The sequence below is a fragment of the Chryseobacterium sp. MHB01 genome, assembly GCF_034651565.1.
Taxonomy (GTDB): Bacteria; Bacteroidota; Bacteroidia; order Flavobacteriales; family Weeksellaceae; genus Chryseobacterium; species Chryseobacterium nepalense.
The window spans coordinates 59,061-76,978 of record NZ_JAYEDA010000005.1 but is presented as its reverse complement, the minus strand read 5'-3'; the positions used below and the strand labels follow the sequence as shown (position 1 = coordinate 76,978).

The window sequence follows — 17,918 nt, the reverse complement described above, 5'->3', positions numbered from 1 at the left end:
TAAAATGACAAAAAATACAGTTTTATCAATTTTTAAAATTGAGGATATACTTGAATTACCTTCTGCTATTTCAATGCTATTAGAAGAGGATTTTGACCAAAGAAATGACATTTATAAGCAATTGCTTGATGCTAACAATAATGATTTATCCTACGACTGGTTTCAAGAGTTGTATGAAGATGACTTCGCGCAGAGAAAACAAGACAAACAAGATTTTACACCGAACTCGGTTGGAGTATTACTGTCTCAAATAACAGGTTGTGAACCAGGAAGAATTTATGAACCGACTGCTGGAAATGGTTCTTTACTTATCGCAAATTGGTGGTATAGGAAAAACAATTCAGTAAACTTCAATACTTCAGACTATCCTATCGAGTGTTGGGATCTCTCCAATAGATCGTTACCGATATTGTTATTAAACCTATCAATACGGAATATACAAGGAAATGTTTTCCACGGAAATGTTTTATCAAAAGAAATAAGAGCAACATACCTGCTTACAAGTGATATAAAATTTTCAAAAATAAATAAATTATGAATATAGATAAAGTTTTTTTAGAATGGTGCAAACATAAAGAAAGATATGTTAAAAAATCAACATTTTCAGCATATGTTTTACTTTATGAAAACCATATTAAAAGTGAGTTTAAAAATCATATTAATGTATCTGAACTTGAAGTTCAAGAATTTACACATAAAAAACTTGAGCAAGGATTAAGTCAAAAGAGTATAAAAGACATATTGATTGTTTTTAAAATGATACTAAGATTCGGAGTGAAGTACAATCTCATGAAAGTTAGTACCGATTGGAATATTCAATATCCTACCCAGCGTATAACTGAAAAAATGGAAGTTCTTAGTCGTCAAGATCAAAAAAAAATAATGGATTATATAAAGGAACATTTTACTTTCCGAAATATAGGAATCTTTATATCTCTTTCAACCGGAATGCGTATTGGAGAAGTATGTTCATTGACATGGGAGGATATTGATACTGAAAACCAAGTTATTATTATTCGCAAAACAATACAGCGCATATATGTGATTGATAGAGAGAACAACACAAGAAAAACAGAAGTTTTAATTGATACACCAAAAACTAAAAACTCTTGCCGCGAAATACCAATGACAAAAGACTTGTACACTATTCTTAAACCGATGAAAAAGTTAATGAATCCTGAATTTTATGTTTTAACAAATGATGAAAAGCCAACAGAGCCGAGGTCTTACAGAAGCTACTATAAAAATTTCATGCAAAAACTTAATCTTCCCGCAATAAAATTCCACGGTTTAAGACACAGTTTTGCCACAAGATGTATTGAAGGTAATGCGGATTATAAAACAGTTAGTGTTTTACTTGGTCATTCCAACATTAGCACCACTCTAAACCTTTATGTGCATCCCACTGATGAACAGAAACGTACTGTTATTAATAACGTATTTAAAAAACTATGATTTCTGATTCTATTTACAATGAAATAATAGCTTACACAAAAGCATTTATTCATAACAAGGCCGGATCTAGCGATAAAATAGAGGCAATTGAAATTGTACACAATCTTATTGTTGATGAAAAATTTTCTGCAGATAATTGGAAGCATTTAGTTCAAAAATATTACTTCCAGATTATTAAGGATCTTCGTATTGAATATGTTGACATCGAAGATATAAATCATAAGGTCATTCACAAAACCGAAGATTTGTGGAGATGTGAAAAATGCGGATGCGATCAGCCAAAGAGTCTTTTCCGATTGAGCTGGCGACTTTGCGATAAATGTTATAGAGACGGAAGAAAAGATAAAACCCGCGAGATAAACAGAAAATCCAAAGCTAAAAACAAAGATAAATATCAACTGAAAGTAAAGCAATGGAGACTTGAAAACAAAGAACATATTTCTAATTACATGAAAATTTATAGAACAGAAAATAAGGATCACTTATCATCTTATATCAAAAAGTACAAGAGCGAAAACAAAGAAAAAATAAAATTGAAAAGTCGAGAATATTATTTAAAAACAAAAAAATGAAAACAGTTATAGCAAATCCTCCTTTTTCAGCATCATGGAATCCGGAGTTATTTAAGGATGATGAGAGATTCTCAGACTATGGAAAACAAGCACCCAAAAGTAAAGCCGATTACGCTTTTATTCAAGATATGATTCATCATTTGGATGAAAACGGAATTATGGCTGTCGTAATGCCACACGGCGTTCTGTTCCGTGGTGCCGCCGAATTGGTGATTAGAAAATATCTGATTAAGGATAAAAATTATTTGGATGCTGTGATCGGTTTACCTGCCAATATTTTCTTCGGAACCAGTATTCCGACCTGTATTTTAGTCTTTAAAAAATGTCGTGAAGCAGATGAAGATATTTTATTCGTAGATGCCAGCAAAGAGTTTGAAAAACAGAAAAATCAAAATGTGTTGCTCAATACTCATATCAATAAAATTGTTGATACTTACCAAAACCGTACGGTAACTGAAAGATTCAGCCACAAAGCGACATTGCAGGAAGTAGCAGATAATGAATACAACCTGAATATTCCACGATATGTGGACACCTTCCAAAAGGAAGAAGATATTAATATTCAGGTTGTAATGGCTGAAATCAAAGAATTAGAAACTAAACGTTCTGACCTTGATTCAGAAATTGAAGTGTATTTGAAAGAACTCGGTCTAGTCATTTAAGTTTTGACTCTAAGCAAATTTACAAAAAATGTTATTTAATACCAACGATAATGAAAGTAAAAGACTTAGCAATAGATCAAGTAGTAATCAAAATAAAGTAAAAATGGATTTAAATAACGGCTACCACCTAGGAAAGGACAATGCGGGCTTTATTGTCTGGAACAATAAAGATATTAAAAGGCTGCAGTCCAAAGACTTTAAAGATGCTGTTATTGAATCTAAACTAATTCTTAAAAACGTCAATATAAATGGAAAATAAAATTGTAAAAGTTGTTCTGGAAGATGGCAAAACAATAGAATATAAAGAACAAAGCATAGAACATTTCCGGAAAACAGGACAGTCTGAAAACTGGGTAAAGCATCAATTCTTCAATCAGTACACCAACTGGGAAAAGAATATTCTTACATACTTTCAATTAGATATTGAAGAATACGCAAAAGATGAATATGATTTAATTGATGAAGATGAAAGAAAAGATATTAGCGACTTTGATGATGATGATATTTTGGAGGCCGCCGAATACAGAGGAATTCTTCCGGAAAGCGTAGAACTGGAAAATGAAAATATCATGAACGAAGATTTTGTAAGCAGATTCGTAACAATCATAGATCGTGGAAACATTTCTGAAATTGAAAATACTTTGGAATTCCTTGAATTCAAATACAAAATATCATGAAAGCATTTACAGCAAACCCAAGAGTCAGAGGATTTACCTCAAACGACAACGCTGAACGATATAAGCTCCATAAAAAAATAAGGAGCAAAGAGGTGAATTGTAAAATCAATGCTAGATCGAGAACTATTTTAATTCCGATTGAAACAGAAGATGTAGACCCTTTGCTACTGCAATTGTCAACGCTATACGGTTACAAAATACAAACTGAAGCGTTTTCTGAATAAATCTCCCCCACCCTAATGAGTGATGTTAGAACGGGTGGGTAACACAATACAGGTTTTGACCTGGTAAAGATTTGAAAATTTACAATTAAAAAGTTATGGGAAGACAAATTAAATCCGGTTTGGAATATTTCCCATTCGATACGAAGTTCTTTAACAATATAAAGGTTAGAAAATTAATAAAATACCAGGGCGGTAGATCAATTGTTATATATGCTTGCCTGCTTTGTAATATCTACGAAAAAGGGTATTACATGTTGTGGGATGACGAGATTCCATTCTTAGTTTCGGAAAAAACGGGCTTTGAAGAGGGTTATATAAAAGAAGTGATTAAGTGCTGCTTTAGTGTTGGATTATTCGACAAAAATCTTTACGAAAAATTTAAAGTTGTCACATCGAAAGGAATACAAAAACGGTATGATACAATTTGTAAAATATCAAAAAGGAAAAATCAAATTGAAGAGTTTTCACTAATAAACTCGGAAGAAATGCCGATTTCCTCGGAAGAAATAAGCATAAACTCGGAAGAAACACAAATAAACCCCGAAGAAAGTGCACAAAGTAAAGTAAAGAAAAGTAAAGTAAATAAAATAAAAGAAGTAAAAGAAAAGTTTGCCCCTCCCACCCTTGACGAAGTACTATCTTATTTTGATGAAAAAGGATATACGGCAGAAGTAGCAAAAAAAGCTTATGACTACTATCATGTAGGTAAATGGATTGACAGTAAAGGAAATCCTGTGAAAAACTGGAAACAAAAAATGATTTCAGTATGGATGAAACCAGAACATTTAAAAGTTAAACCATTGACAACTGAATTAAACCCCAAAAGAAAAAGATTATGAATGGCTTAATACCTCCGAATTCTGTAGATTTTGAAAAGCTGGTAATAGGCACCTGCTTAATTGACCAAAGAGGTTTAAAAGAGGTATTCCGCGTGATCGGAGACAATCAGGAAGTGTTCTACAATCCAAAACACAGAGAGATATACCGTTCAATGTACTTTTTAGCCTCAAAAAACGATCCGGTTGACATGATGACTGTTATACGTCAGTTAAAAAAAACAGGTGAATTAAACAATGCGGGAGGAGATCAATATATTATTGATTTAACGATGGGTGTAAGTTCATCTGCTCATATCGAGTATCATGTGCGGGTAATATGGGAAAAGTACATTCTGAGGAAGGTTATCGAAATGGCCGATTTTATGAAATTGAGGGCTTTCGACGATAAAACAGACGTTTTTTCAGTACTTGACTATACAGAAAAGCAGGTTACACAGATCAATTCCTACTTATCAGGCCAAAAGCCAATTAAAAGCTTTTTTGATGTGCATCAGGAGTTTATTGAATACGTGAAATCAGAAACTATTCCGGGTGTTCCGATACCTTTTAAAAAGCTTCAGGAAGAAAATCAGGGTTGGCAGAATTCGGATCTTATCATTATCGCAGCTCGTCCGGCAATGGGAAAAACGGCATTAGCATTGAAACTCGCAAAACATGCTGCAAAGAATGATTTTCCTATTCATTTTTTCTCTTTGGAAATGGCAAATATTCAACTTCACAAAAGACTTGTAGCCGATGAATTGGAAATATCATCCAACCGGATTCGGAAAAAGACTTTCACGGAAAATGATATTCAGAAAGTTTATTCCAATGCCGACTTTGAACACCTGCCTTTTTACTACGATGATTCAATTTTTGTCTGGGAAGAAATAAAAGCAAGAGCAAGACAAGTGCACGAGGAAAAGAAAACAAAAATGATAATCATTGACTACCTGCAGTTGATTACTACAAAGCAAAAATTTTCGACAATTGACAGAGTAACTTTTGTTTCCAGGGAACTTAAAATGCTGGCCAAAGAATTAAACATTCCTGTTATAGCCCTTTCGCAGTTAAGCCGAGAAGTTGAAAAAAGACCAGGAAAGAAACCGCAGCTATCAGACCTGCGAGAATCCGGAGCCATCGAACAGGATGCAGATATTATCATTTTTCCATACAGGCCGGAATATTACGGAATAGAAACGTGGCCCGACGAAGATGAAGAACTTTCGACAAAAGATCAGGCAATGCTGATCACAGCGAAGAATAGACATTGTGGAGACAGTGAAGTGATTATAGGATGGAAGCCGGAATATCAAAGATTCCACGATTTAGAAGAAACAAACTTTGAATACAGAAAAAATGAATACACCGCAACCGCAGAAGAAGCTTTCGGAAAACCAGACGACCTACCCTTCTAGTCCGATGGAATTAATTCAAAGGATCGCAGAAAGTAAAACGGAATGGCTTAAAGATTTTATTGAATCCCAGAAGCCAAAACCAAAAGATAAAACAGTAGCTGAAGCATATAAAGAATTAATCAAAAAAACATCATGAAAATACTACACATAACAGTTGAACTGGATAGATCCTTATGGCTTGGTGACGCGGTTGATAATTGCATAGAACTGGCGAAAGTTCACCAATGTATCGTAAAATTTGATTTCAACGGAATCCAGTTAGAAGTAACACAGAAAAGTAAAAAGACAAAGGTTGTAGAACAGTATAACGAAATCAAGCAAAATAATTTTAAACCATTATCTGCCATATGAAATCACTAGAAATCAAATACGAAAAGAAATACCTACTTGTAGAACCGGAAGGACCAGCGTATGTTACCGAGACGGATTCGAAAGTTTTTATTCAGGAACTTTATTCTCACAATTCAGCCTACCGTGAAGGGCAATTAAAGTTTATCTGCATGGGTGATCAATTTGAGAAGGACCAGAAAATAACAAAAGAGAAAGGCTCCATATTCGGACAGATATTAACAGTAATGGGTTTTGACTGTTTCATGAAGGCAATTGAGAAGGCGGGGTTTTATTGGGGTGAGAATCCGATAGGAAAAGAACCAGAAGACATTCCGGATTTAGGTGAGTTTACAGTAATGATGCGCAAAAAGCACAAAAGCTGGAAGGCGGCCGAATCCCGCACCTTCAATCCTTCTAAAACAAGAATATACGAAATACTGGGTTAATCCTATTTCCTGATAAACCCAATAGATGTAAAGTTTCCCTTTTCGTCTTTGGTGAAGATTTCCTGAGAATTATCCGGTTGTTTTTCCGGAAAAAGATCACGAATATCAATTTCAAGCGCAGCGGCGATAGCTTCCAGAGTTTGTAAACTCGGATTCTTATCATAACCAGAAATTGTATTTTTTTTCTTACCTAATTTCTCGGCAAGTTCGGTTCTGGATGAACCATGTTTCTTTAAAACTTCATCAAGATTCCACATAGTAAGTTCGTATTAACAAGTACAAATTTAAGGTTTTCCGTATAATGTTCGGTTATATATAAAACTTTAACAAATTATTAACATTTTATATTTGTTCGGTTATATATGAATATTATACATTTGTAGTACGGTTAACGCCGAATATTTTAAAACTAAATAGAATGAAATCAAATAGGCTATCAATATTAGAAAACTCTTTAGCGAAGAAAGAAGCAGAACTTCAAAGACGGTTCGACGTTCACTTTTCTGACGTGAAGAGAGCTAACGGGCAACCGATGAATGATAAAAGAAATGGTCAGGCAACTTTCAACCGATGGGAAAAGCAGAACGAAGCTATCCGAAATCAAAAAGCTAGCATTGAAAAAACAAAGGCAGCCATTGAAAAGGAAAAATGCAAAATAGCTAATGTAGAAGGACAGTATATTCCTCAAGAATTACAAACACTAATCGAAGACGGCAAAATTACACAGTGGAGAAAATTCCCTAATCGGTTCTTTGTTGTTGGTGTAGAAAAGGCGCGTCTGATTTGGATGGAAAAAGAAAAGTATATCACGTATCAATATTTGAAAGAGATTCCAAATCAAGAGCAATACGCAATATTTAGAGACATTTTCAATGAATTGAATAGAACTTTAAATAAAAAATAAACCTCACAAAGGGCGTAACATTAAAATGCCTTGCGCCTTAACCCAGAAGGCTGGCTAAAACACAGCGAGATTGCCGCGGTTGCCTTTTGTGAGATCCGATATGAAGCCGCATAAATTTCGCACGGGCGTGGGTACTACGATAGTGCCGTTTTAAAATAATTTAATAAACAAACATATGAAACCATTTAATATAATTTACAACTGGAAACACAGAGAAGGACATACTGTATATGAAAATTTTAATAAGGAGCCAATTTTTGCCAATAATGAAGATGAAGCGATTTCAAGGTTTATTCATATTAATCCAACACTTGGTCAATACATCAAAAAGGATAGTGACGGCGATTATATATACGGCAGTCCTTCAGTTTTCTTTCAATGGAATGGACATCTCAAAAATCATCAAGTAAGAGCTGTAGAATTTTAAAATCTTAAAAATTAATTATATGGAAACACCTTCAAATTTTTGCTCATATCCTTGGAGCTCAGTATTTCAAAAAACAGAAAACGAAATTGTAGCGCAAAATATCATGAAGATATTACAAAGAACTGGCGATACCTTCAGATCATTATCGTGGGAAGAGTACGAAACAGAGCGCCAAAAAGATAAGAACTTCTCTATTGCAGAGAAAAAATACTTTAATGAGGTTCTTCATTATTGTGAATCTGCCGAAAAAGCAAAAACATTTAGTGAAAGCTGGAATAAGCTTTAAAAGGCTTTTTAATAAGTAAAAACAAAGTTATGAGCAAAATAGACGAAATTTTAAAAAAACATTGTCCAAGCATGGACAATTTATTCCTTGATAAACAAGGTCGTGAATTTCGAGATCGTGTACTTGAAGCAATGAAAGAGTATGCCATCGAAGTTGCTAAGGCTACTTTAGAGAAAGCGAGTGCATTAATGTACGAATACAACAAAGACAGCAATCCGCAGGAAGCTAGTGATTTGATCGAAAACCCTGATAACATAACCCTTTTATAAAAATAAGAAACAATGGATAAAGATCTAGAACAATTACTAAGTGAAATTAATTTTTACCAAAATTCAGATGTTGATTATGACAATTTCGACAAAATTAAAGGATTTGATTCTATGGAATTAGGTGGTAAAATAGAAATCTTCTGGAAAGACAGAGAAGAAACTGACAAAGGTTACATTTTCAACCTTCCTCACCAGGATTCCGATGAATATGACGTGTGCGTCCACGTAACTGATGTAGATAACTCAGAGGGTATGGGAGATGCACCAGATGAATATCATCATTTATATCATTTGGTTTCTTTAGAAAGAATTGACAAAATAGAAATTTTATAATTTGTCTGGTTATTAGTTTTCACCGGCTTACGGGTCGGGGGTTTTAAAAAAAAATCACATCATGAATAAACTCGAACAACTCTACGAATCACTAAGCGAAAAGCTCGCAGCACTTCACAACCTGGAAGAAAAGCCAATTTATTACTGTAACTGGGTGAAGAGAAAAATTAAACTAGAATATCAACTAATAAGAATTAAGTATCATGGGTAAAACAAAATTTGTAAAGGTAGCGGTAGAAGAGAGACTTCCGAGATTCGGATGGGTAATTGCAGAAGCTGAAAATGCTGAAATTTCTACTGTATTATTTTCGCCAGATTCCAACGAAGATAAATTTAAACTTAAATATAAATTTTTCCTTGAAATAGTCCCCGACCGTGAGGATGAAATGAGGGAGCTGCTGGAAGAATACGTTCAAGCAATTGAAAACGAAACGATCATTGTCAAAGAAAACGAAGATAATGATGGATGGGAAAATTTCGGTGGAAGATTTTACGACAAAGCAAAGAAACTACTTAACGAACTAAAACAATAATTATGAAAGAATACAATATTACTGGATATGCTCATGGGATTATAGTTGATGCATCTTGTGTTAGAGCTGCAAAAAATATATTCAGGAAAAGTTATCCAAAAGAAAAAATATTCTATGCTAAAGAAGCAGGCAGAATAAATCCGAAACACATTTACTAGATCCTAGGTAAACAATCATAACACGGAATCCGGCACCGTTTTCTTTGCCGGAAAATCAAAATTTTATTTCAATGAAAAAACTTTTTTTTGCGAGCATCGTTATGCTTGCCATGCTAACAGCATGCAACAACGCAGAATCAACAACAACTCCGGAAGAGCAGCAAAACCAGACTTTTGCTGGTAAAACAGACGCTATAGAAGGCGATGAAAAAGAAGAGGCGGCCGAAGCTGAAATCATCATTCAGAAAGACATGGAAGCCGGTGGTGGCACTGATACTTCACGGATTCTTTGTCATACGCCTTATGGGAATCCAAGTGGTCACGCCTGTGTAAAAGTAAATAATCATTTATTCAATGTGTCGTGGGAACCGTCTATTTACGGCGGAATCGGTGGTGTTTATCAAAGCGATCCAGATGAAGGAGGTATTAAATTAAATTGGACTTCAACATTAGCAAGTTCTTGCAATTGCCGCTAACAACTATGAGGGCTTCGGCCCTCTTTAATATAAACTTAAAATTATGACACCGAAAGATAAAGCAAAAGATTTATTTGTAAAGCATTTGGAATTAATTCCTGATTCATTAATCCAAAATAATGAAGATGCTGGAATGTTAGCAAGATTAAATGCAATGGTTACAGTTGATGAACTAATAGGGGAATCCTCCGATAAAAGAATTACAATCCGATTTCCTAAATGCAACTTAACCGATGCAGAGTATTTCATTCAAGTAAAACAAGAACTATTAAACCTAAAGTAATGCACACAGAAAAGATCAAGATATTCGACGAGTACGCGAGAACCAAAGGTTTCAACGATTGGAATGATTTGAAATCGGAATGCGATGAAAATCTAATGACTGAAGATGAATTCTTAATATTTATGTTTGAAGCCTGCGATCTAGTCCAAAAGGAACAGCAGAAGAGAATTGCGCAAAAAGCCACAGTGAAACATACAGAATTTAAACCGGAAAAAGTTTCAGGAAGCTCAAGAGCTATTGGTAATGGGTCGCAAGTATTTTCAGTAGATCAATCTTCTATCCTCTCCGAAAACAACCTAATAAAATAAAAACAAAACAATGATAACGGTAAAAGAAAACGAAGTTTATAAACGAGAACGAAAAACGGATTTCACGCTGGTTGAAACAATTACACTAAAACTACCCAAACCGGTCATTTATGAAAAACAAGAATACGACTGGTACATGACTGTTGCTTTAGAAAAAATAGATAAAATAACCAAAGATCGACATCTTTTAACTGCTGAATTAATTTTAGGTTACCGCTGGGCTATACGTGAAGGTTTTAATCATCAGCTCGATACGGCACTGAAAAATACTTATGACTATCCTCGGAATCGAAATACCGTTGATGGTGTAAAATCATACATAAAAACAATAGAAAACAAAGCAAACAATGAATATAGGACAGCTTAAAGAAAAAATAAAAGACTTACCTGATACTATGGAAGTATTTATTGGAGAAAGAGTAACAGAATTCGCTTATGGTTTAGTAAATACTGGCGAGGTAAGAAACATTCGATTCCACTACGCAGATGACGCGGAAGAAGATGAAGAAGGAGAAGATCCATCCGTGCTTGAAGATGTGTTTGTATTAACTGAAGAATAGGAAACAATGAATAAAGAAGAATTAAGAAAAGAAATTTCAAAGTTTGTTCAGGAATGGATGGATGGACACGAAGAAGACACCTTTATAAAAAATGAACATGGTGTTTATTTATATTCCTCAGGACCTGCTTCATTAAACTTAAAATCATTCTTTGAAGATTTATTGGAGGATTTCATCGGAGAAAAGATAGATGAAGATTATCTATTTAGATTAAAAAGCAACTTTAAATAAGTAATTATGAAAAAAATACTTGAAGCATGTAATGATATTCGTCCCGTAACAGTTCCGATATGCGCTTTTATGGCTGGGATATTTTACGCAGAAAAAATATGGATTGGATTTGCCCTATTAACAATAATGGTCATAATGAATATTCCATTTCTTAAAAATAAATCTGATGGACGTAGTAAGACTAACGATAAGTAATATAGGACATTCCTATAGATTTTTGGCTATGGCAATTGCATTTAATTCCCCGTTTATTGAAGATTATAAACAAAGTCATTTGTATTATTTAGAAACATATAAAAAACTTACAGGCAAGGACTTTATTTTTCCTAAAGGAATTAAAAAATTAATTTAATTAATATCATTATGAAAGAAGAATTAAAAGCATCTGATTTAAGAATAGGTAATATAATTGAAAAGTACGGAAAGCCAATAACCGTTGATTTAGGTATTTTGCAAAAGATTCAAAACGGATCAATTGTATATAAACCTATTAAATTAACTGAGGAACTACTGATAAAATTGGGATTTGATAGGGAAAATACAAGTTGTTTAAGCCTAAGATTATATGATAATTCATACTTGTTTGCTTACCAGCTTGACCATAAGTATTTTGTAAGCGTTTGTGTAGAAGGAATTGACATTGATGATCGTAGCGATGAATTCGATGTGAAATTAGATATTGTCCACTTGCATAAACTGCAAAATTTTTATTTTTCTTTCACATCCGAAGAACTAACCCTAACCGAAACGCCATGCCCCGAGAAAGAATAGCCTTTGCGATTATAGCCCTTTGTATTGCATTGGTCGGAACCGCTTTTGTATTGTTTGTAATGTATTATGCGAAACTTAACGGCAATTAGTATCTTTGCGCCATGGATGCGCAAGGAATAGAAGTAAAAATAATGGAATTGGTTAAAGCCAAACATAAACAAACAGGAGGATGTAATGGACTTAGCTTTTCGGATCTTGATGAACAAATTAACGCTGAATATTCTGAAATCAAAAAAGTATTTGAAAAGCTTTTAGCCGAAAAGAAAATTGTTTACCTGAACCATCTTAACGGCCGATCACTTAGCTTACCAAAATGAAAGCCTCAGATTATTCCGGGGCTTTTAAAATGTTACACCATTTTCTTTCAGTAGATATATTTCCCGGTGGAGAATGTTTTCATTCAAATTTTCATCGTTTACAAGGTTCCAGGCATACTCTAAGTAAGCGAATATTTCTTGGTCGACTAAAGCGGATAGATACACGTATAGTTCCGAACGCTCTTCATTCTCAAAATACTCTTCGTTAAACGTCATCGGGAGCTCAGCTGCTATTTCCCATTTCGTACGGAAATAGCCATCGAACTCAATGTTTTTCTGCACCGCTTCGTACTGCATCAATCCTATTACTGATTCGTAAAAACCTTCCGGATCGTCGGCTGCATCCATTGCCAGATTTTCGAGTATTGCAAATATTCCTGAATCTTCCATATTAAAAAAGTGTTTGTGGTGTTTTGTTTGGCTCTAAGTTCTCCATGAGTAATGGTACATCATAATTCGGGTGTGCAAATTCCATATAATCCGGACTGTTTAACCATTTACTATGATCACGTTCATTCAGCACAACCGGCATTCGTTTTTTAGAGTTGTGAATATCTGCCATGAGTGTATTTGCTTTTGTCGTACAGATGGAGAAAGTAATAATATCATTCCAGACATTGTAGATTCCGGCAAGTGCGAAAGGCTTATCACCATTATCCAGGTGTATTCGGTGAAGCTGCTTTACTTTCCCTTCTGGATCTGGATTGCCGAATTTATCCAGTGATCGCCATTCGTAGAAACCATTTACCAATACCAAACACCTTTTATTTATGCTGTTTTTGTAGCTGTTTTTCGTGTCCAGTTCCTCAATAACCGCATTTAACGTTTTAACCTGAAAAGCCCGATCTTTTGAAAAGAATGGTAGCAATCCCCAGTCACCCATAACGGCAGTATTTGGATTTTCGTCTGTGATTATTGGCAGCGGTTTTTCCACGGTACCTTTTGCCCGGAATCCAGAAATCATTTTTTCAGCGGGAAATTCTTTGAAGTCCGTCTCAACGTTGAATACTTCCCGAATTTGCTTTCTGGTTAGTTTTGCATCTACATAGTAGCACATGATGTATTGATTTGCTCAGCAAAGTACAAATTTTGTGCTATTCAAATCTATGCTTAATGTAATATTCCTCTAAAAGGTTGTAGACAATGTCAATTATTTGGAAAAACCGCTGATCAGAAATGACGCCTTCAATGTCTTTCTTGTTGCTGCCTACTCCTGCGCGTAGCTCTTTATAGATAGGTCGCAATTGTACCTTTATTTCCTCATGTTCGGTATCTTCCCCAAATATCCTTACGACATTACTCAAAGTAAAGTTATTATTGTATTTGTCTCTTCCGTCATGATGGTCTCGTAGCATAAGTGAAATGAATTTCCAATCCATTGCATAAATTTTGCAGCAAATTACAAATTATAACACGACAGAACTTGACGCATTAAAAAAGTTTTCCACAAAAAAATCCCCGGATGAATCCAGGGATCAAAAATTAATAACCATGAAAAACTCAAATAATTCAGCTATATTTTATTGTTGCATTGATAACTCGGCGCGAGAATATCGCTTTAAAATCTGATTTCTTACCCACTGTATTCCATTTTGGTAATTATCATACGCTTCCGCATCATCTTCGTCAACATCCATAAACCACTGCAAATCCTTTCCCACCTTTTCAATTAACATAAGTAAATACAAAGCTCTTTTCTTTGTTAAATTGGTAGGGATGATAAATTCGTTCGCTCCAACGGTATGCAAGGCCTTTAAATAATCAGCAAAATCTATTTTATTTTCTACTTTATCTTTCATAATGAGTTATTTTTTTGCAACAGTAGTTTTATAGGCTAATTTTCTATTTGTATTTGCTGTAATGCGTAAGGGGTGAGTTGATAAATTGAATTATCTTTAATCAAATCTTCAATAGTTGCTTTTGAATTTTTCAAATCGTCTGCCATACATATAAATTCCCCTTTTAATTTTAAAATATTTCCCATTATAGGTATTCTTTCATACGTAAACCCTTCAAACAATTTATTTTCTCCGGTAAACATCGACAGCGTTAAAGGCTGCTTTAGAAACTCAGCGTAATTCCGGATTAATTCAAGTTTAGCCATTTCAGCATCGTACCAATCTATTTGAGATCGATCTAATGTTTGTGTTCGACTTTGCTCCAGTACGAAATCTGATAGGGGGATGAGTGTTTTCATGAATTATGAATTTGTTAAAAGTTTTACATCTGCAGAATTTAACATTAAATCTAGCTTTTCAGAAGTAATAAGCTTAATGAGAAATGTAGATGCCTTTCGCATTTGTTTTTGAATTTCTTCAAGATTTTGCATTGCGGTTTCACTAAATTCTATTATCTTCTCATTTTTATCAAATCTGTGAATACGACTATCATCCATATATTTTCCACATACTTTTTTCCATTTTAGGTCAAGGCTAAAATCTTCTGGAATTTTCTTTGCTTCAAAATAGGAAAATCTGCCATCGCGGTTTTCTTCAATTATTACCCTAAAATCAAAACCGATCATTGAATCCATGTTGTTGCCGAACGAGCTTAATAAAAATTCATTGCCATAACCTAATAATTCCTCTATTCTATTACCATCAGGATCTTTAACAAACTCCCCACATGCTCCAAACGCAATACCTATCTTCAATTTATAATTAGTATTTGAATCAATGTATTTCATGTACGCATTTGAAATTATTTTTTCAATTTCATCAAGTTTTGGTCCTGTTAATTTTGAATGTTCTATACCCAGTGTTTCGCTTATTACGTAAGGTATTGAAGCGCTAAATACACCTTTTGATGAACAATTAAAGTTCACTTCTATTTCAGCTCCGTCGATCAAGTATTTTGTTGTTTTAATCTTCGCCATGATTAACTTAAATGTTTTATTTTACAACACAAAGTTAACTATAAAGATTCAATTAAACAAAGTAAATTCAACATTTATGTATAATTTTTAACAATTATATTACACTTATGTATTATATTTGCAGTATACTTTTTTACAATGCTTAGAGTACAGGAAGTTTTACGAGAAAAAGAGATTAGTCAAATTGATTTAGCCACTAAGATGAAAGTGACTAAGGAGGGGTTAAATAAACAAATAAACGGTAATCCAACCATAAAATCACTAATAAGAATAGCAAAAGCGATTGACGTAGATGTTAGAGAGTTGATAATCCCTACTAAAAATATTGATAAAGAAGAAATTTTCATTAGGAGAAATGATCAGTATATTCCTCTAGGAAAAATAAGTATTGATAAAATTACAGAAAATAAAAATCCCCAGTCATAGACCAGGGAAGTAATTTGAAATCGATTTGATTGAGTATGAGAAATCAATCAGCGTGCCGTTATTTCGCAAAGAACAAATCCGCTTCTGCTTTTCTCCGGCGAATTACCTGAAAACTGTTTTGTAAAATTTAAGCTTGGCTGCTCGGTCAGCGAAGCCGTTTGAATCACCATATTTCGCTGTTTTACGACCGATATTTATCAGATCGCTGATACCGTCCAGATCGTCTTTGTCCGCCAAAATGGAAAGGTTTGAGCGATTCCAGTAATCTAATGCAGCAATAAGTGCATCTGCTTCGTTCAAAAGCAATTCGGGCTTTGAAACATAATCAATCCCTGTTCTGTCTTTCAGAGTTTGATATTCGTTTTTACCGGTGTGCTGCAGAAATCCTCCACCCCTGTATTTCCATCCATCCTCGGAAGCTTCGTTTCCATTACCCATACGGTTGGCATAAACACGGCTTGCTATTGCCTCCGGTTTTCTGGCATACTGATTGGCGGTTGTTGCGTTGAAATACTTCGGGAATACTTTCAGCAGTCTTTCCGCTGAATAGTTCATATTCTCGCGCTTAACGACCAATCCCGATTCGTGATCCAATTGAGCGAAGAAATGAGCCAAACGTAAAGGCGTTTTGATTCCGTTTTTATCTAAAAGCGTTTTATATTTTTTTGATAATTCTAAGGCTGTCATTTTTCAAGTAAATTTTTGATTATAAGTGTTAAGCAAACCCCGGAGGCTACTCCAAGCGTGTACCATGTAAAAGCTAAAGCTATCTTTAGCAGTTCGTCTGTCATTTAAAAATATTTAGTTTCCATTTTGGCAGGCACGACTTCAGCAACGGCCATAAAACCGCTCCGGCAATCATTGCTATAATTACGATCCAAATCATATTCCCGAAGCTTATTCCGGAACGCTCTATGTTCGATGTTCTATAAGTCGTTTCTGTGTTGTGTTGCGTTTTTGTTTGGTAAGTTGTAATTGTTCTTAATTTCACATATTCAGTAGAATGCGTTTTCTGGCTTATATTTTCCTTTTTCTGAGTCAACTCAATACTTGCACTGCCTTTCAGAATTAAATTGCCGTATTGAAGCTCATACGGGTTTCCGTCTGAAGTGATCTTCAGGCTATTATCCAGCAGGAACTGAGAAAAATCGGTTTCCGAAGTAGAACCGGATTGAATATCTGTTTCGGTTTTTCCGGAAGTTTCGGACTTCGATTCCGTTTTTGCCGTTTCTTTTAACACAGACTTTTTTCGGGAACCGCATCCAAACACAAAAAGGATCAGTAAACTAATCCAGATATATTTTTTCATTATTGATTATTTTGTAACGTTTAAAGTAGTAATCATTCCGGTGCAGCAGCCGGTAAATCCAGCCACCGCGAACACTGTCTAATCCTTCAGGAAGCTCAGTAACAGGTTCATTTTGATTTTCGGTTTTTATTCCTTCCTTATTTTGAAGTAGATTTCTTAGCTCCGGTTGCTCAACTTCCTTCCTATGGGAAATCAGCTTTTTTATTTTTAAGAAAACAATCTCCAAAAGGTTTTCATTTTCCTTCTGAATTCTTTTGTTTTCCTCCATGAGCTTTTTATTTTCTTGGGTTTTCTGTTCCAGGACCTTTGCCATTTCAACAACTTTCATTGAATCTTTTTTCTCTTGTGCATTGCCGGCCAGACAGAAAAAACTTATAAGTAAAAAAAGTAAATTCTTCATAGCTTACTGATTTATTATTTTTTTAAGATTTTTATTTAACTTCTTATTGTCCGGAATCGTTTCCCGGCGTATGATCCGGTTAAGTTCGTCCGCCTCTTCAATTTTCTGCTGCAGTGTTTTCTTTAACTGTGAGAAATCCTGCTTCTTTTCCAGTTCATTCTGGCAGCTTACTAAATCAACGTTTTTCTGGATAAGCTCTTTTTTAAGCTGCTCAATCGATACCGAATCGTTTTTCCGCACCGCACGAAAGGATATTATTTCCAATCGGGAATTCTCCCGTCCCTCTTCTTTTCCTTGTCCGTAAAACCACCAGCATCCGGCCCCGGCAATTAGAAAAAGAGTAAAAAAGAGAATTCCGAACCCGTATTTCTTTTGTAAGAACTCCTGAACGAAAGTCATCCGTCCTTCGATTAATTCAGCACTCTCTTTTATATTTTCTTGCATTAATTT

40 protein-coding genes are annotated in these 17,918 nt (G+C 34.6%); 29 read left to right on the top strand and 11 right to left on the bottom strand.

Annotation, left to right across the window (positions count from 1 at the left end; genetic code table 11):
• Positions 1–4: 4 nt before the first annotated feature.
• The 12 genes from U9K52_RS09950 (at position 5) to U9K52_RS09895 (ending at position 6,602) form a co-directional block, all read left to right on the top strand.
• On the top strand, positions 5–538 hold the full coding sequence (locus U9K52_RS09950) for an N-6 DNA methylase (protein WP_322926239.1): 534 nt from the start codon (positions 5–7) through the stop codon (positions 536–538).
• Positions 535–1,455, top strand: coding sequence for a site-specific integrase (locus U9K52_RS09945; RefSeq protein WP_322926237.1), 921 nt, complete (start codon positions 535–537; stop codon positions 1,453–1,455). Before U9K52_RS09950 ends, U9K52_RS09945 begins: the two co-directional genes overlap by 4 nt.
• Positions 1,452–2,027: a hypothetical protein gene (locus tag U9K52_RS09940; RefSeq protein ID WP_322926235.1), complete on the top strand. Its 576-nt coding sequence runs from the start codon at positions 1,452–1,454 to the stop codon at positions 2,025–2,027. The genes U9K52_RS09945 and U9K52_RS09940 overlap by 4 nt, the downstream gene beginning before the upstream one ends.
• Entirely contained in the window at positions 2,024–2,689 is a 666-nt protein-coding gene (locus tag U9K52_RS09935) for an N-6 DNA methylase (RefSeq protein WP_322926232.1), read from the top strand. The genes U9K52_RS09940 and U9K52_RS09935 overlap by 4 nt, the downstream gene beginning before the upstream one ends.
• Before the next feature lie 103 nt (positions 2,690–2,792).
• Positions 2,793–2,948 carry a hypothetical protein gene (locus tag U9K52_RS09930; protein ID WP_322926230.1) on the top strand — a complete coding sequence of 52 codons (156 nt, stop codon included), beginning with the start codon at positions 2,793–2,795 and terminating at the stop codon, positions 2,946–2,948.
• Positions 2,938–3,366: a hypothetical protein gene (locus U9K52_RS09925; protein ID WP_322926229.1), complete on the top strand. Its 429-nt coding sequence runs from the start codon at positions 2,938–2,940 to the stop codon at positions 3,364–3,366. Before U9K52_RS09930 ends, U9K52_RS09925 begins: the two co-directional genes overlap by 11 nt.
• On the top strand, positions 3,363–3,590 hold the full coding sequence (locus tag U9K52_RS09920; RefSeq protein ID WP_322926228.1) for a hypothetical protein: 228 nt from the start codon (positions 3,363–3,365) through the stop codon (positions 3,588–3,590). Before U9K52_RS09925 ends, U9K52_RS09920 begins: the two co-directional genes overlap by 4 nt.
• Before the next feature lie 95 nt (positions 3,591–3,685).
• Positions 3,686–4,429: a DUF4373 domain-containing protein gene (locus U9K52_RS09915; RefSeq protein WP_322926226.1), complete on the top strand. Its 744-nt coding sequence runs from the start codon at positions 3,686–3,688 to the stop codon at positions 4,427–4,429.
• A complete protein-coding gene (gene dnaB / locus U9K52_RS09910) occupies positions 4,426–5,826 on the top strand; it encodes a replicative DNA helicase (RefSeq protein WP_322926224.1) in 1,401 nt (466 codons plus the stop codon). Before U9K52_RS09915 ends, dnaB begins: the two co-directional genes overlap by 4 nt.
• A complete protein-coding gene (locus U9K52_RS09905) occupies positions 5,768–5,962 on the top strand; it encodes a hypothetical protein (RefSeq protein WP_322926222.1) in 195 nt (64 codons plus the stop codon). The genes dnaB and U9K52_RS09905 overlap by 59 nt, the downstream gene beginning before the upstream one ends.
• A complete protein-coding gene (locus U9K52_RS09900; protein WP_322926220.1) occupies positions 5,959–6,177 on the top strand; it encodes a hypothetical protein in 219 nt (72 codons plus the stop codon). Before U9K52_RS09905 ends, U9K52_RS09900 begins: the two co-directional genes overlap by 4 nt.
• Complete coding sequence (locus U9K52_RS09895; RefSeq protein ID WP_322926218.1) at positions 6,174–6,602, top strand: hypothetical protein; 429 nt, start codon at positions 6,174–6,176, stop codon at positions 6,600–6,602. Before U9K52_RS09900 ends, U9K52_RS09895 begins: the two co-directional genes overlap by 4 nt.
• A 2-nt stretch (positions 6,603–6,604) precedes the next feature.
• Here the strand turns inward: U9K52_RS09895 and U9K52_RS09890 are convergent, their stop codons facing one another.
• Positions 6,605–6,859 carry a helix-turn-helix transcriptional regulator gene (locus tag U9K52_RS09890; protein ID WP_322926216.1) on the bottom strand — a complete coding sequence of 85 codons (255 nt, stop codon included), beginning with the start codon at positions 6,857–6,859 and terminating at the stop codon, positions 6,605–6,607.
• A 161-nt stretch (positions 6,860–7,020) separates the two neighbouring features.
• Between U9K52_RS09890 and U9K52_RS09885 the strand changes: the two genes are divergently transcribed.
• The 16 genes from U9K52_RS09885 to U9K52_RS09810 all read left to right on the top strand — a co-directional run bounded on the left by U9K52_RS09885 (position 7,021) and on the right by U9K52_RS09810 (position 12,458).
• Positions 7,021–7,506, top strand: coding sequence for a hypothetical protein (locus tag U9K52_RS09885; RefSeq protein ID WP_322926215.1), 486 nt, complete (start codon positions 7,021–7,023; stop codon positions 7,504–7,506).
• A 175-nt stretch (positions 7,507–7,681) separates the two neighbouring features.
• On the top strand, positions 7,682–7,933 hold the full coding sequence (locus U9K52_RS09880) for a hypothetical protein (protein ID WP_322926214.1): 252 nt from the start codon (positions 7,682–7,684) through the stop codon (positions 7,931–7,933).
• Positions 7,934–7,952: 19 nt separating this feature from the next.
• Positions 7,953–8,219, top strand: coding sequence for a hypothetical protein (locus tag U9K52_RS09875; protein ID WP_322926213.1), 267 nt, complete (start codon positions 7,953–7,955; stop codon positions 8,217–8,219).
• Positions 8,220–8,248: 29 nt separating this feature from the next.
• Positions 8,249–8,488 carry a hypothetical protein gene (locus U9K52_RS09870; RefSeq protein WP_322926211.1) on the top strand — a complete coding sequence of 80 codons (240 nt, stop codon included), beginning with the start codon at positions 8,249–8,251 and terminating at the stop codon, positions 8,486–8,488.
• Positions 8,489–8,500: 12 nt separating this feature from the next.
• The gene (locus U9K52_RS09865) at positions 8,501–8,821 is read left to right on the top strand and encodes a hypothetical protein (protein ID WP_322926210.1); all 321 of its coding nucleotides are present in this window, start codon (positions 8,501–8,503) and stop codon (positions 8,819–8,821) included.
• A 203-nt stretch (positions 8,822–9,024) separates the two neighbouring features.
• The gene (locus U9K52_RS09860; protein ID WP_322926208.1) at positions 9,025–9,354 is read left to right on the top strand and encodes a hypothetical protein; all 330 of its coding nucleotides are present in this window, start codon (positions 9,025–9,027) and stop codon (positions 9,352–9,354) included.
• 2 nt (positions 9,355–9,356) lie between these two features.
• Positions 9,357–9,512, top strand: coding sequence for a hypothetical protein (locus U9K52_RS09855; protein ID WP_322926207.1), 156 nt, complete (start codon positions 9,357–9,359; stop codon positions 9,510–9,512).
• Positions 9,513–9,583: 71 nt separating this feature from the next.
• Positions 9,584–9,988, top strand: coding sequence for a hypothetical protein (locus U9K52_RS09850; protein ID WP_322926206.1), 405 nt, complete (start codon positions 9,584–9,586; stop codon positions 9,986–9,988).
• 43 nt (positions 9,989–10,031) lie between these two features.
• Positions 10,032–10,271, top strand: coding sequence for a hypothetical protein (locus U9K52_RS09845; RefSeq protein WP_322926204.1), 240 nt, complete (start codon positions 10,032–10,034; stop codon positions 10,269–10,271).
• Positions 10,271–10,579: a hypothetical protein gene (locus U9K52_RS09840; protein WP_322926203.1), complete on the top strand. Its 309-nt coding sequence runs from the start codon at positions 10,271–10,273 to the stop codon at positions 10,577–10,579. Before U9K52_RS09845 ends, U9K52_RS09840 begins: the two co-directional genes overlap by 1 nt.
• A 10-nt stretch (positions 10,580–10,589) precedes the next feature.
• Complete coding sequence (locus tag U9K52_RS09835; RefSeq protein WP_322926201.1) at positions 10,590–10,946, top strand: hypothetical protein; 357 nt, start codon at positions 10,590–10,592, stop codon at positions 10,944–10,946.
• Positions 10,927–11,139: a hypothetical protein gene (locus U9K52_RS09830; protein WP_322926200.1), complete on the top strand. Its 213-nt coding sequence runs from the start codon at positions 10,927–10,929 to the stop codon at positions 11,137–11,139. The genes U9K52_RS09835 and U9K52_RS09830 overlap by 20 nt, the downstream gene beginning before the upstream one ends.
• A gap of 6 nt (positions 11,140–11,145) precedes the next feature.
• Positions 11,146–11,370 carry a hypothetical protein gene (locus U9K52_RS09825; protein ID WP_322926199.1) on the top strand — a complete coding sequence of 75 codons (225 nt, stop codon included), beginning with the start codon at positions 11,146–11,148 and terminating at the stop codon, positions 11,368–11,370.
• Positions 11,371–11,376: 6 nt separating this feature from the next.
• Positions 11,377–11,565, top strand: coding sequence for a hypothetical protein (locus U9K52_RS09820; RefSeq protein ID WP_322926198.1), 189 nt, complete (start codon positions 11,377–11,379; stop codon positions 11,563–11,565).
• A 168-nt stretch (positions 11,566–11,733) separates the two neighbouring features.
• On the top strand, positions 11,734–12,141 hold the full coding sequence (locus tag U9K52_RS09815) for a hypothetical protein (protein ID WP_322926196.1): 408 nt from the start codon (positions 11,734–11,736) through the stop codon (positions 12,139–12,141).
• A gap of 131 nt (positions 12,142–12,272) precedes the next feature.
• Entirely contained in the window at positions 12,273–12,458 is a 186-nt protein-coding gene (locus tag U9K52_RS09810; RefSeq protein ID WP_322926194.1) for a hypothetical protein, read from the top strand.
• A 24-nt stretch (positions 12,459–12,482) separates the two neighbouring features.
• Here the strand turns inward: U9K52_RS09810 and U9K52_RS09805 are convergent, their stop codons facing one another.
• From U9K52_RS09805 to U9K52_RS09780, 6 genes are all read right to left on the bottom strand, one after another.
• The gene (locus U9K52_RS09805; RefSeq protein WP_322926192.1) at positions 12,483–12,848 is read right to left on the bottom strand and encodes a hypothetical protein; all 366 of its coding nucleotides are present in this window, start codon (positions 12,846–12,848) and stop codon (positions 12,483–12,485) included.
• A gap of 1 nt (position 12,849) precedes the next feature.
• Entirely contained in the window at positions 12,850–13,515 is a 666-nt protein-coding gene (locus U9K52_RS09800; RefSeq protein ID WP_322926190.1) for an SOS response-associated peptidase, read from the bottom strand.
• 37 nt (positions 13,516–13,552) lie between these two features.
• Positions 13,553–13,813, bottom strand: coding sequence for a hypothetical protein (locus U9K52_RS09795; RefSeq protein ID WP_322926188.1), 261 nt, complete (start codon positions 13,811–13,813; stop codon positions 13,553–13,555).
• A 165-nt stretch (positions 13,814–13,978) separates the two neighbouring features.
• Positions 13,979–14,257, bottom strand: a complete 279-nt coding sequence (locus U9K52_RS09790; protein WP_322926187.1) for a hypothetical protein — start codon at positions 14,255–14,257, stop codon at positions 13,979–13,981.
• Positions 14,258–14,292: 35 nt separating this feature from the next.
• Positions 14,293–14,655, bottom strand: coding sequence for a hypothetical protein (locus U9K52_RS09785; RefSeq protein ID WP_322926185.1), 363 nt, complete (start codon positions 14,653–14,655; stop codon positions 14,293–14,295).
• A gap of 3 nt (positions 14,656–14,658) precedes the next feature.
• Positions 14,659–15,333: a hypothetical protein gene (locus U9K52_RS09780; RefSeq protein ID WP_322926183.1), complete on the bottom strand. Its 675-nt coding sequence runs from the start codon at positions 15,331–15,333 to the stop codon at positions 14,659–14,661.
• Positions 15,334–15,471: 138 nt separating this feature from the next.
• Between U9K52_RS09780 and U9K52_RS09775 the strand changes: the two genes are divergently transcribed.
• A complete protein-coding gene (locus U9K52_RS09775) occupies positions 15,472–15,759 on the top strand; it encodes a helix-turn-helix transcriptional regulator (RefSeq protein ID WP_322926181.1) in 288 nt (95 codons plus the stop codon).
• A 102-nt stretch (positions 15,760–15,861) separates the two neighbouring features.
• Here U9K52_RS09775 and U9K52_RS09770 read toward each other — a convergent pair whose 3' ends face one another.
• The 4 genes from U9K52_RS09770 to U9K52_RS09755 all read right to left on the bottom strand — a co-directional run bounded on the left by U9K52_RS09770 (position 15,862) and on the right by U9K52_RS09755 (position 17,912).
• Complete coding sequence (locus U9K52_RS09770) at positions 15,862–16,446, bottom strand: hypothetical protein (RefSeq protein WP_322926179.1); 585 nt, start codon at positions 16,444–16,446, stop codon at positions 15,862–15,864.
• 100 nt (positions 16,447–16,546) lie between these two features.
• Complete coding sequence (locus U9K52_RS09765; protein WP_322926178.1) at positions 16,547–17,068, bottom strand: hypothetical protein; 522 nt, start codon at positions 17,066–17,068, stop codon at positions 16,547–16,549.
• Positions 17,046–17,468, bottom strand: a complete 423-nt coding sequence (locus tag U9K52_RS09760; protein WP_322926175.1) for a hypothetical protein — start codon at positions 17,466–17,468, stop codon at positions 17,046–17,048. Before U9K52_RS09760 ends, U9K52_RS09765 begins: the two co-directional genes overlap by 23 nt.
• Positions 17,469–17,471: 3 nt before the next feature.
• On the bottom strand, positions 17,472–17,912 hold the full coding sequence (locus U9K52_RS09755; RefSeq protein WP_322926174.1) for a hypothetical protein: 441 nt from the start codon (positions 17,910–17,912) through the stop codon (positions 17,472–17,474).
• Positions 17,913–17,918 lie beyond the last annotated feature (6 nt).

Excerpts from the sequence above, each read along its gene's own strand:
- U9K52_RS09905 (WP_322926222.1), top strand. The coding sequence starts at position 5,768 with ATGAATACACCGCAACCGCAGAAGAAGCTTTCGGAAAACCAGACGACC.
- U9K52_RS09930 (WP_322926230.1), top strand. The coding sequence starts at position 2,793 with ATGGATTTAAATAACGGCTACCACCTAGGAAAGGACAATGCGGGCTTT.
- U9K52_RS09800 (WP_322926190.1), bottom strand. The coding sequence starts at position 13,515 with ATGTGCTACTATGTAGATGCAAAACTAACCAGAAAGCAAATTCGGGAA.
- U9K52_RS09870 (WP_322926211.1), top strand. The coding sequence starts at position 8,249 with ATGAGCAAAATAGACGAAATTTTAAAAAAACATTGTCCAAGCATGGAC.
- U9K52_RS09855 (WP_322926207.1), top strand. The coding sequence starts at position 9,357 with ATGAAAGAATACAATATTACTGGATATGCTCATGGGATTATAGTTGAT.
- U9K52_RS09780 (WP_322926183.1), bottom strand. The coding sequence starts at position 15,333 with ATGGCGAAGATTAAAACAACAAAATACTTGATCGACGGAGCTGAAATA.
- U9K52_RS09840 (WP_322926203.1), top strand. The coding sequence starts at position 10,271 with ATGCACACAGAAAAGATCAAGATATTCGACGAGTACGCGAGAACCAAA.
- U9K52_RS09895 (WP_322926218.1), top strand. The coding sequence starts at position 6,174 with ATGAAATCACTAGAAATCAAATACGAAAAGAAATACCTACTTGTAGAA.
- U9K52_RS09805 (WP_322926192.1), bottom strand. The coding sequence starts at position 12,848 with ATGGAAGATTCAGGAATATTTGCAATACTCGAAAATCTGGCAATGGAT.
- U9K52_RS09915 (WP_322926226.1), top strand. The coding sequence starts at position 3,686 with ATGGGAAGACAAATTAAATCCGGTTTGGAATATTTCCCATTCGATACG.
- U9K52_RS09945 (WP_322926237.1), top strand. The coding sequence starts at position 535 with ATGAATATAGATAAAGTTTTTTTAGAATGGTGCAAACATAAAGAAAGA.
- U9K52_RS09920 (WP_322926228.1), top strand. The coding sequence starts at position 3,363 with ATGAAAGCATTTACAGCAAACCCAAGAGTCAGAGGATTTACCTCAAAC.
- U9K52_RS09785 (WP_322926185.1), bottom strand. The coding sequence starts at position 14,655 with ATGAAAACACTCATCCCCCTATCAGATTTCGTACTGGAGCAAAGTCGA.
- U9K52_RS09775 (WP_322926181.1), top strand. The coding sequence starts at position 15,472 with ATGCTTAGAGTACAGGAAGTTTTACGAGAAAAAGAGATTAGTCAAATT.
- U9K52_RS09860 (WP_322926208.1), top strand. The coding sequence starts at position 9,025 with ATGGGTAAAACAAAATTTGTAAAGGTAGCGGTAGAAGAGAGACTTCCG.
- U9K52_RS09845 (WP_322926204.1), top strand. The coding sequence starts at position 10,032 with ATGACACCGAAAGATAAAGCAAAAGATTTATTTGTAAAGCATTTGGAA.
- U9K52_RS09770 (WP_322926179.1), bottom strand. The coding sequence starts at position 16,446 with ATGACAGCCTTAGAATTATCAAAAAAATATAAAACGCTTTTAGATAAA.
- U9K52_RS09935 (WP_322926232.1), top strand. The coding sequence starts at position 2,024 with ATGAAAACAGTTATAGCAAATCCTCCTTTTTCAGCATCATGGAATCCG.
- U9K52_RS09850 (WP_322926206.1), top strand. The coding sequence starts at position 9,584 with ATGAAAAAACTTTTTTTTGCGAGCATCGTTATGCTTGCCATGCTAACA.
- U9K52_RS09810 (WP_322926194.1), top strand. The coding sequence starts at position 12,273 with ATGGAATTGGTTAAAGCCAAACATAAACAAACAGGAGGATGTAATGGA.
- U9K52_RS09790 (WP_322926187.1), bottom strand. The coding sequence starts at position 14,257 with ATGAAAGATAAAGTAGAAAATAAAATAGATTTTGCTGATTATTTAAAG.
- U9K52_RS09875 (WP_322926213.1), top strand. The coding sequence starts at position 7,953 with ATGGAAACACCTTCAAATTTTTGCTCATATCCTTGGAGCTCAGTATTT.
- U9K52_RS09830 (WP_322926200.1), top strand. The coding sequence starts at position 10,927 with ATGAATATAGGACAGCTTAAAGAAAAAATAAAAGACTTACCTGATACT.
- U9K52_RS09925 (WP_322926229.1), top strand. The coding sequence starts at position 2,938 with ATGGAAAATAAAATTGTAAAAGTTGTTCTGGAAGATGGCAAAACAATA.
- U9K52_RS09820 (WP_322926198.1), top strand. The coding sequence starts at position 11,377 with ATGAAAAAAATACTTGAAGCATGTAATGATATTCGTCCCGTAACAGTT.
- U9K52_RS09755 (WP_322926174.1), bottom strand. The coding sequence starts at position 17,912 with ATGCAAGAAAATATAAAAGAGAGTGCTGAATTAATCGAAGGACGGATG.
- U9K52_RS09900 (WP_322926220.1), top strand. The coding sequence starts at position 5,959 with ATGAAAATACTACACATAACAGTTGAACTGGATAGATCCTTATGGCTT.
- U9K52_RS09795 (WP_322926188.1), bottom strand. The coding sequence starts at position 13,813 with ATGCTACGAGACCATCATGACGGAAGAGACAAATACAATAATAACTTT.
- U9K52_RS09890 (WP_322926216.1), bottom strand. The coding sequence starts at position 6,859 with ATGTGGAATCTTGATGAAGTTTTAAAGAAACATGGTTCATCCAGAACC.
- dnaB (WP_322926224.1), top strand. The coding sequence starts at position 4,426 with ATGAATGGCTTAATACCTCCGAATTCTGTAGATTTTGAAAAGCTGGTA.
- U9K52_RS09885 (WP_322926215.1), top strand. The coding sequence starts at position 7,021 with ATGAAATCAAATAGGCTATCAATATTAGAAAACTCTTTAGCGAAGAAA.
- U9K52_RS09760 (WP_322926175.1), bottom strand. The coding sequence starts at position 17,468 with ATGAAGAATTTACTTTTTTTACTTATAAGTTTTTTCTGTCTGGCCGGC.
- U9K52_RS09865 (WP_322926210.1), top strand. The coding sequence starts at position 8,501 with ATGGATAAAGATCTAGAACAATTACTAAGTGAAATTAATTTTTACCAA.
- U9K52_RS09835 (WP_322926201.1), top strand. The coding sequence starts at position 10,590 with ATGATAACGGTAAAAGAAAACGAAGTTTATAAACGAGAACGAAAAACG.
- U9K52_RS09950 (WP_322926239.1), top strand. The coding sequence starts at position 5 with ATGACAAAAAATACAGTTTTATCAATTTTTAAAATTGAGGATATACTT.
- U9K52_RS09825 (WP_322926199.1), top strand. The coding sequence starts at position 11,146 with ATGAATAAAGAAGAATTAAGAAAAGAAATTTCAAAGTTTGTTCAGGAA.
- U9K52_RS09940 (WP_322926235.1), top strand. The coding sequence starts at position 1,452 with ATGATTTCTGATTCTATTTACAATGAAATAATAGCTTACACAAAAGCA.
- U9K52_RS09880 (WP_322926214.1), top strand. The coding sequence starts at position 7,682 with ATGAAACCATTTAATATAATTTACAACTGGAAACACAGAGAAGGACAT.
- U9K52_RS09815 (WP_322926196.1), top strand. The coding sequence starts at position 11,734 with ATGAAAGAAGAATTAAAAGCATCTGATTTAAGAATAGGTAATATAATT.
- U9K52_RS09765 (WP_322926178.1), bottom strand. The coding sequence starts at position 17,068 with ATGAAAAAATATATCTGGATTAGTTTACTGATCCTTTTTGTGTTTGGA.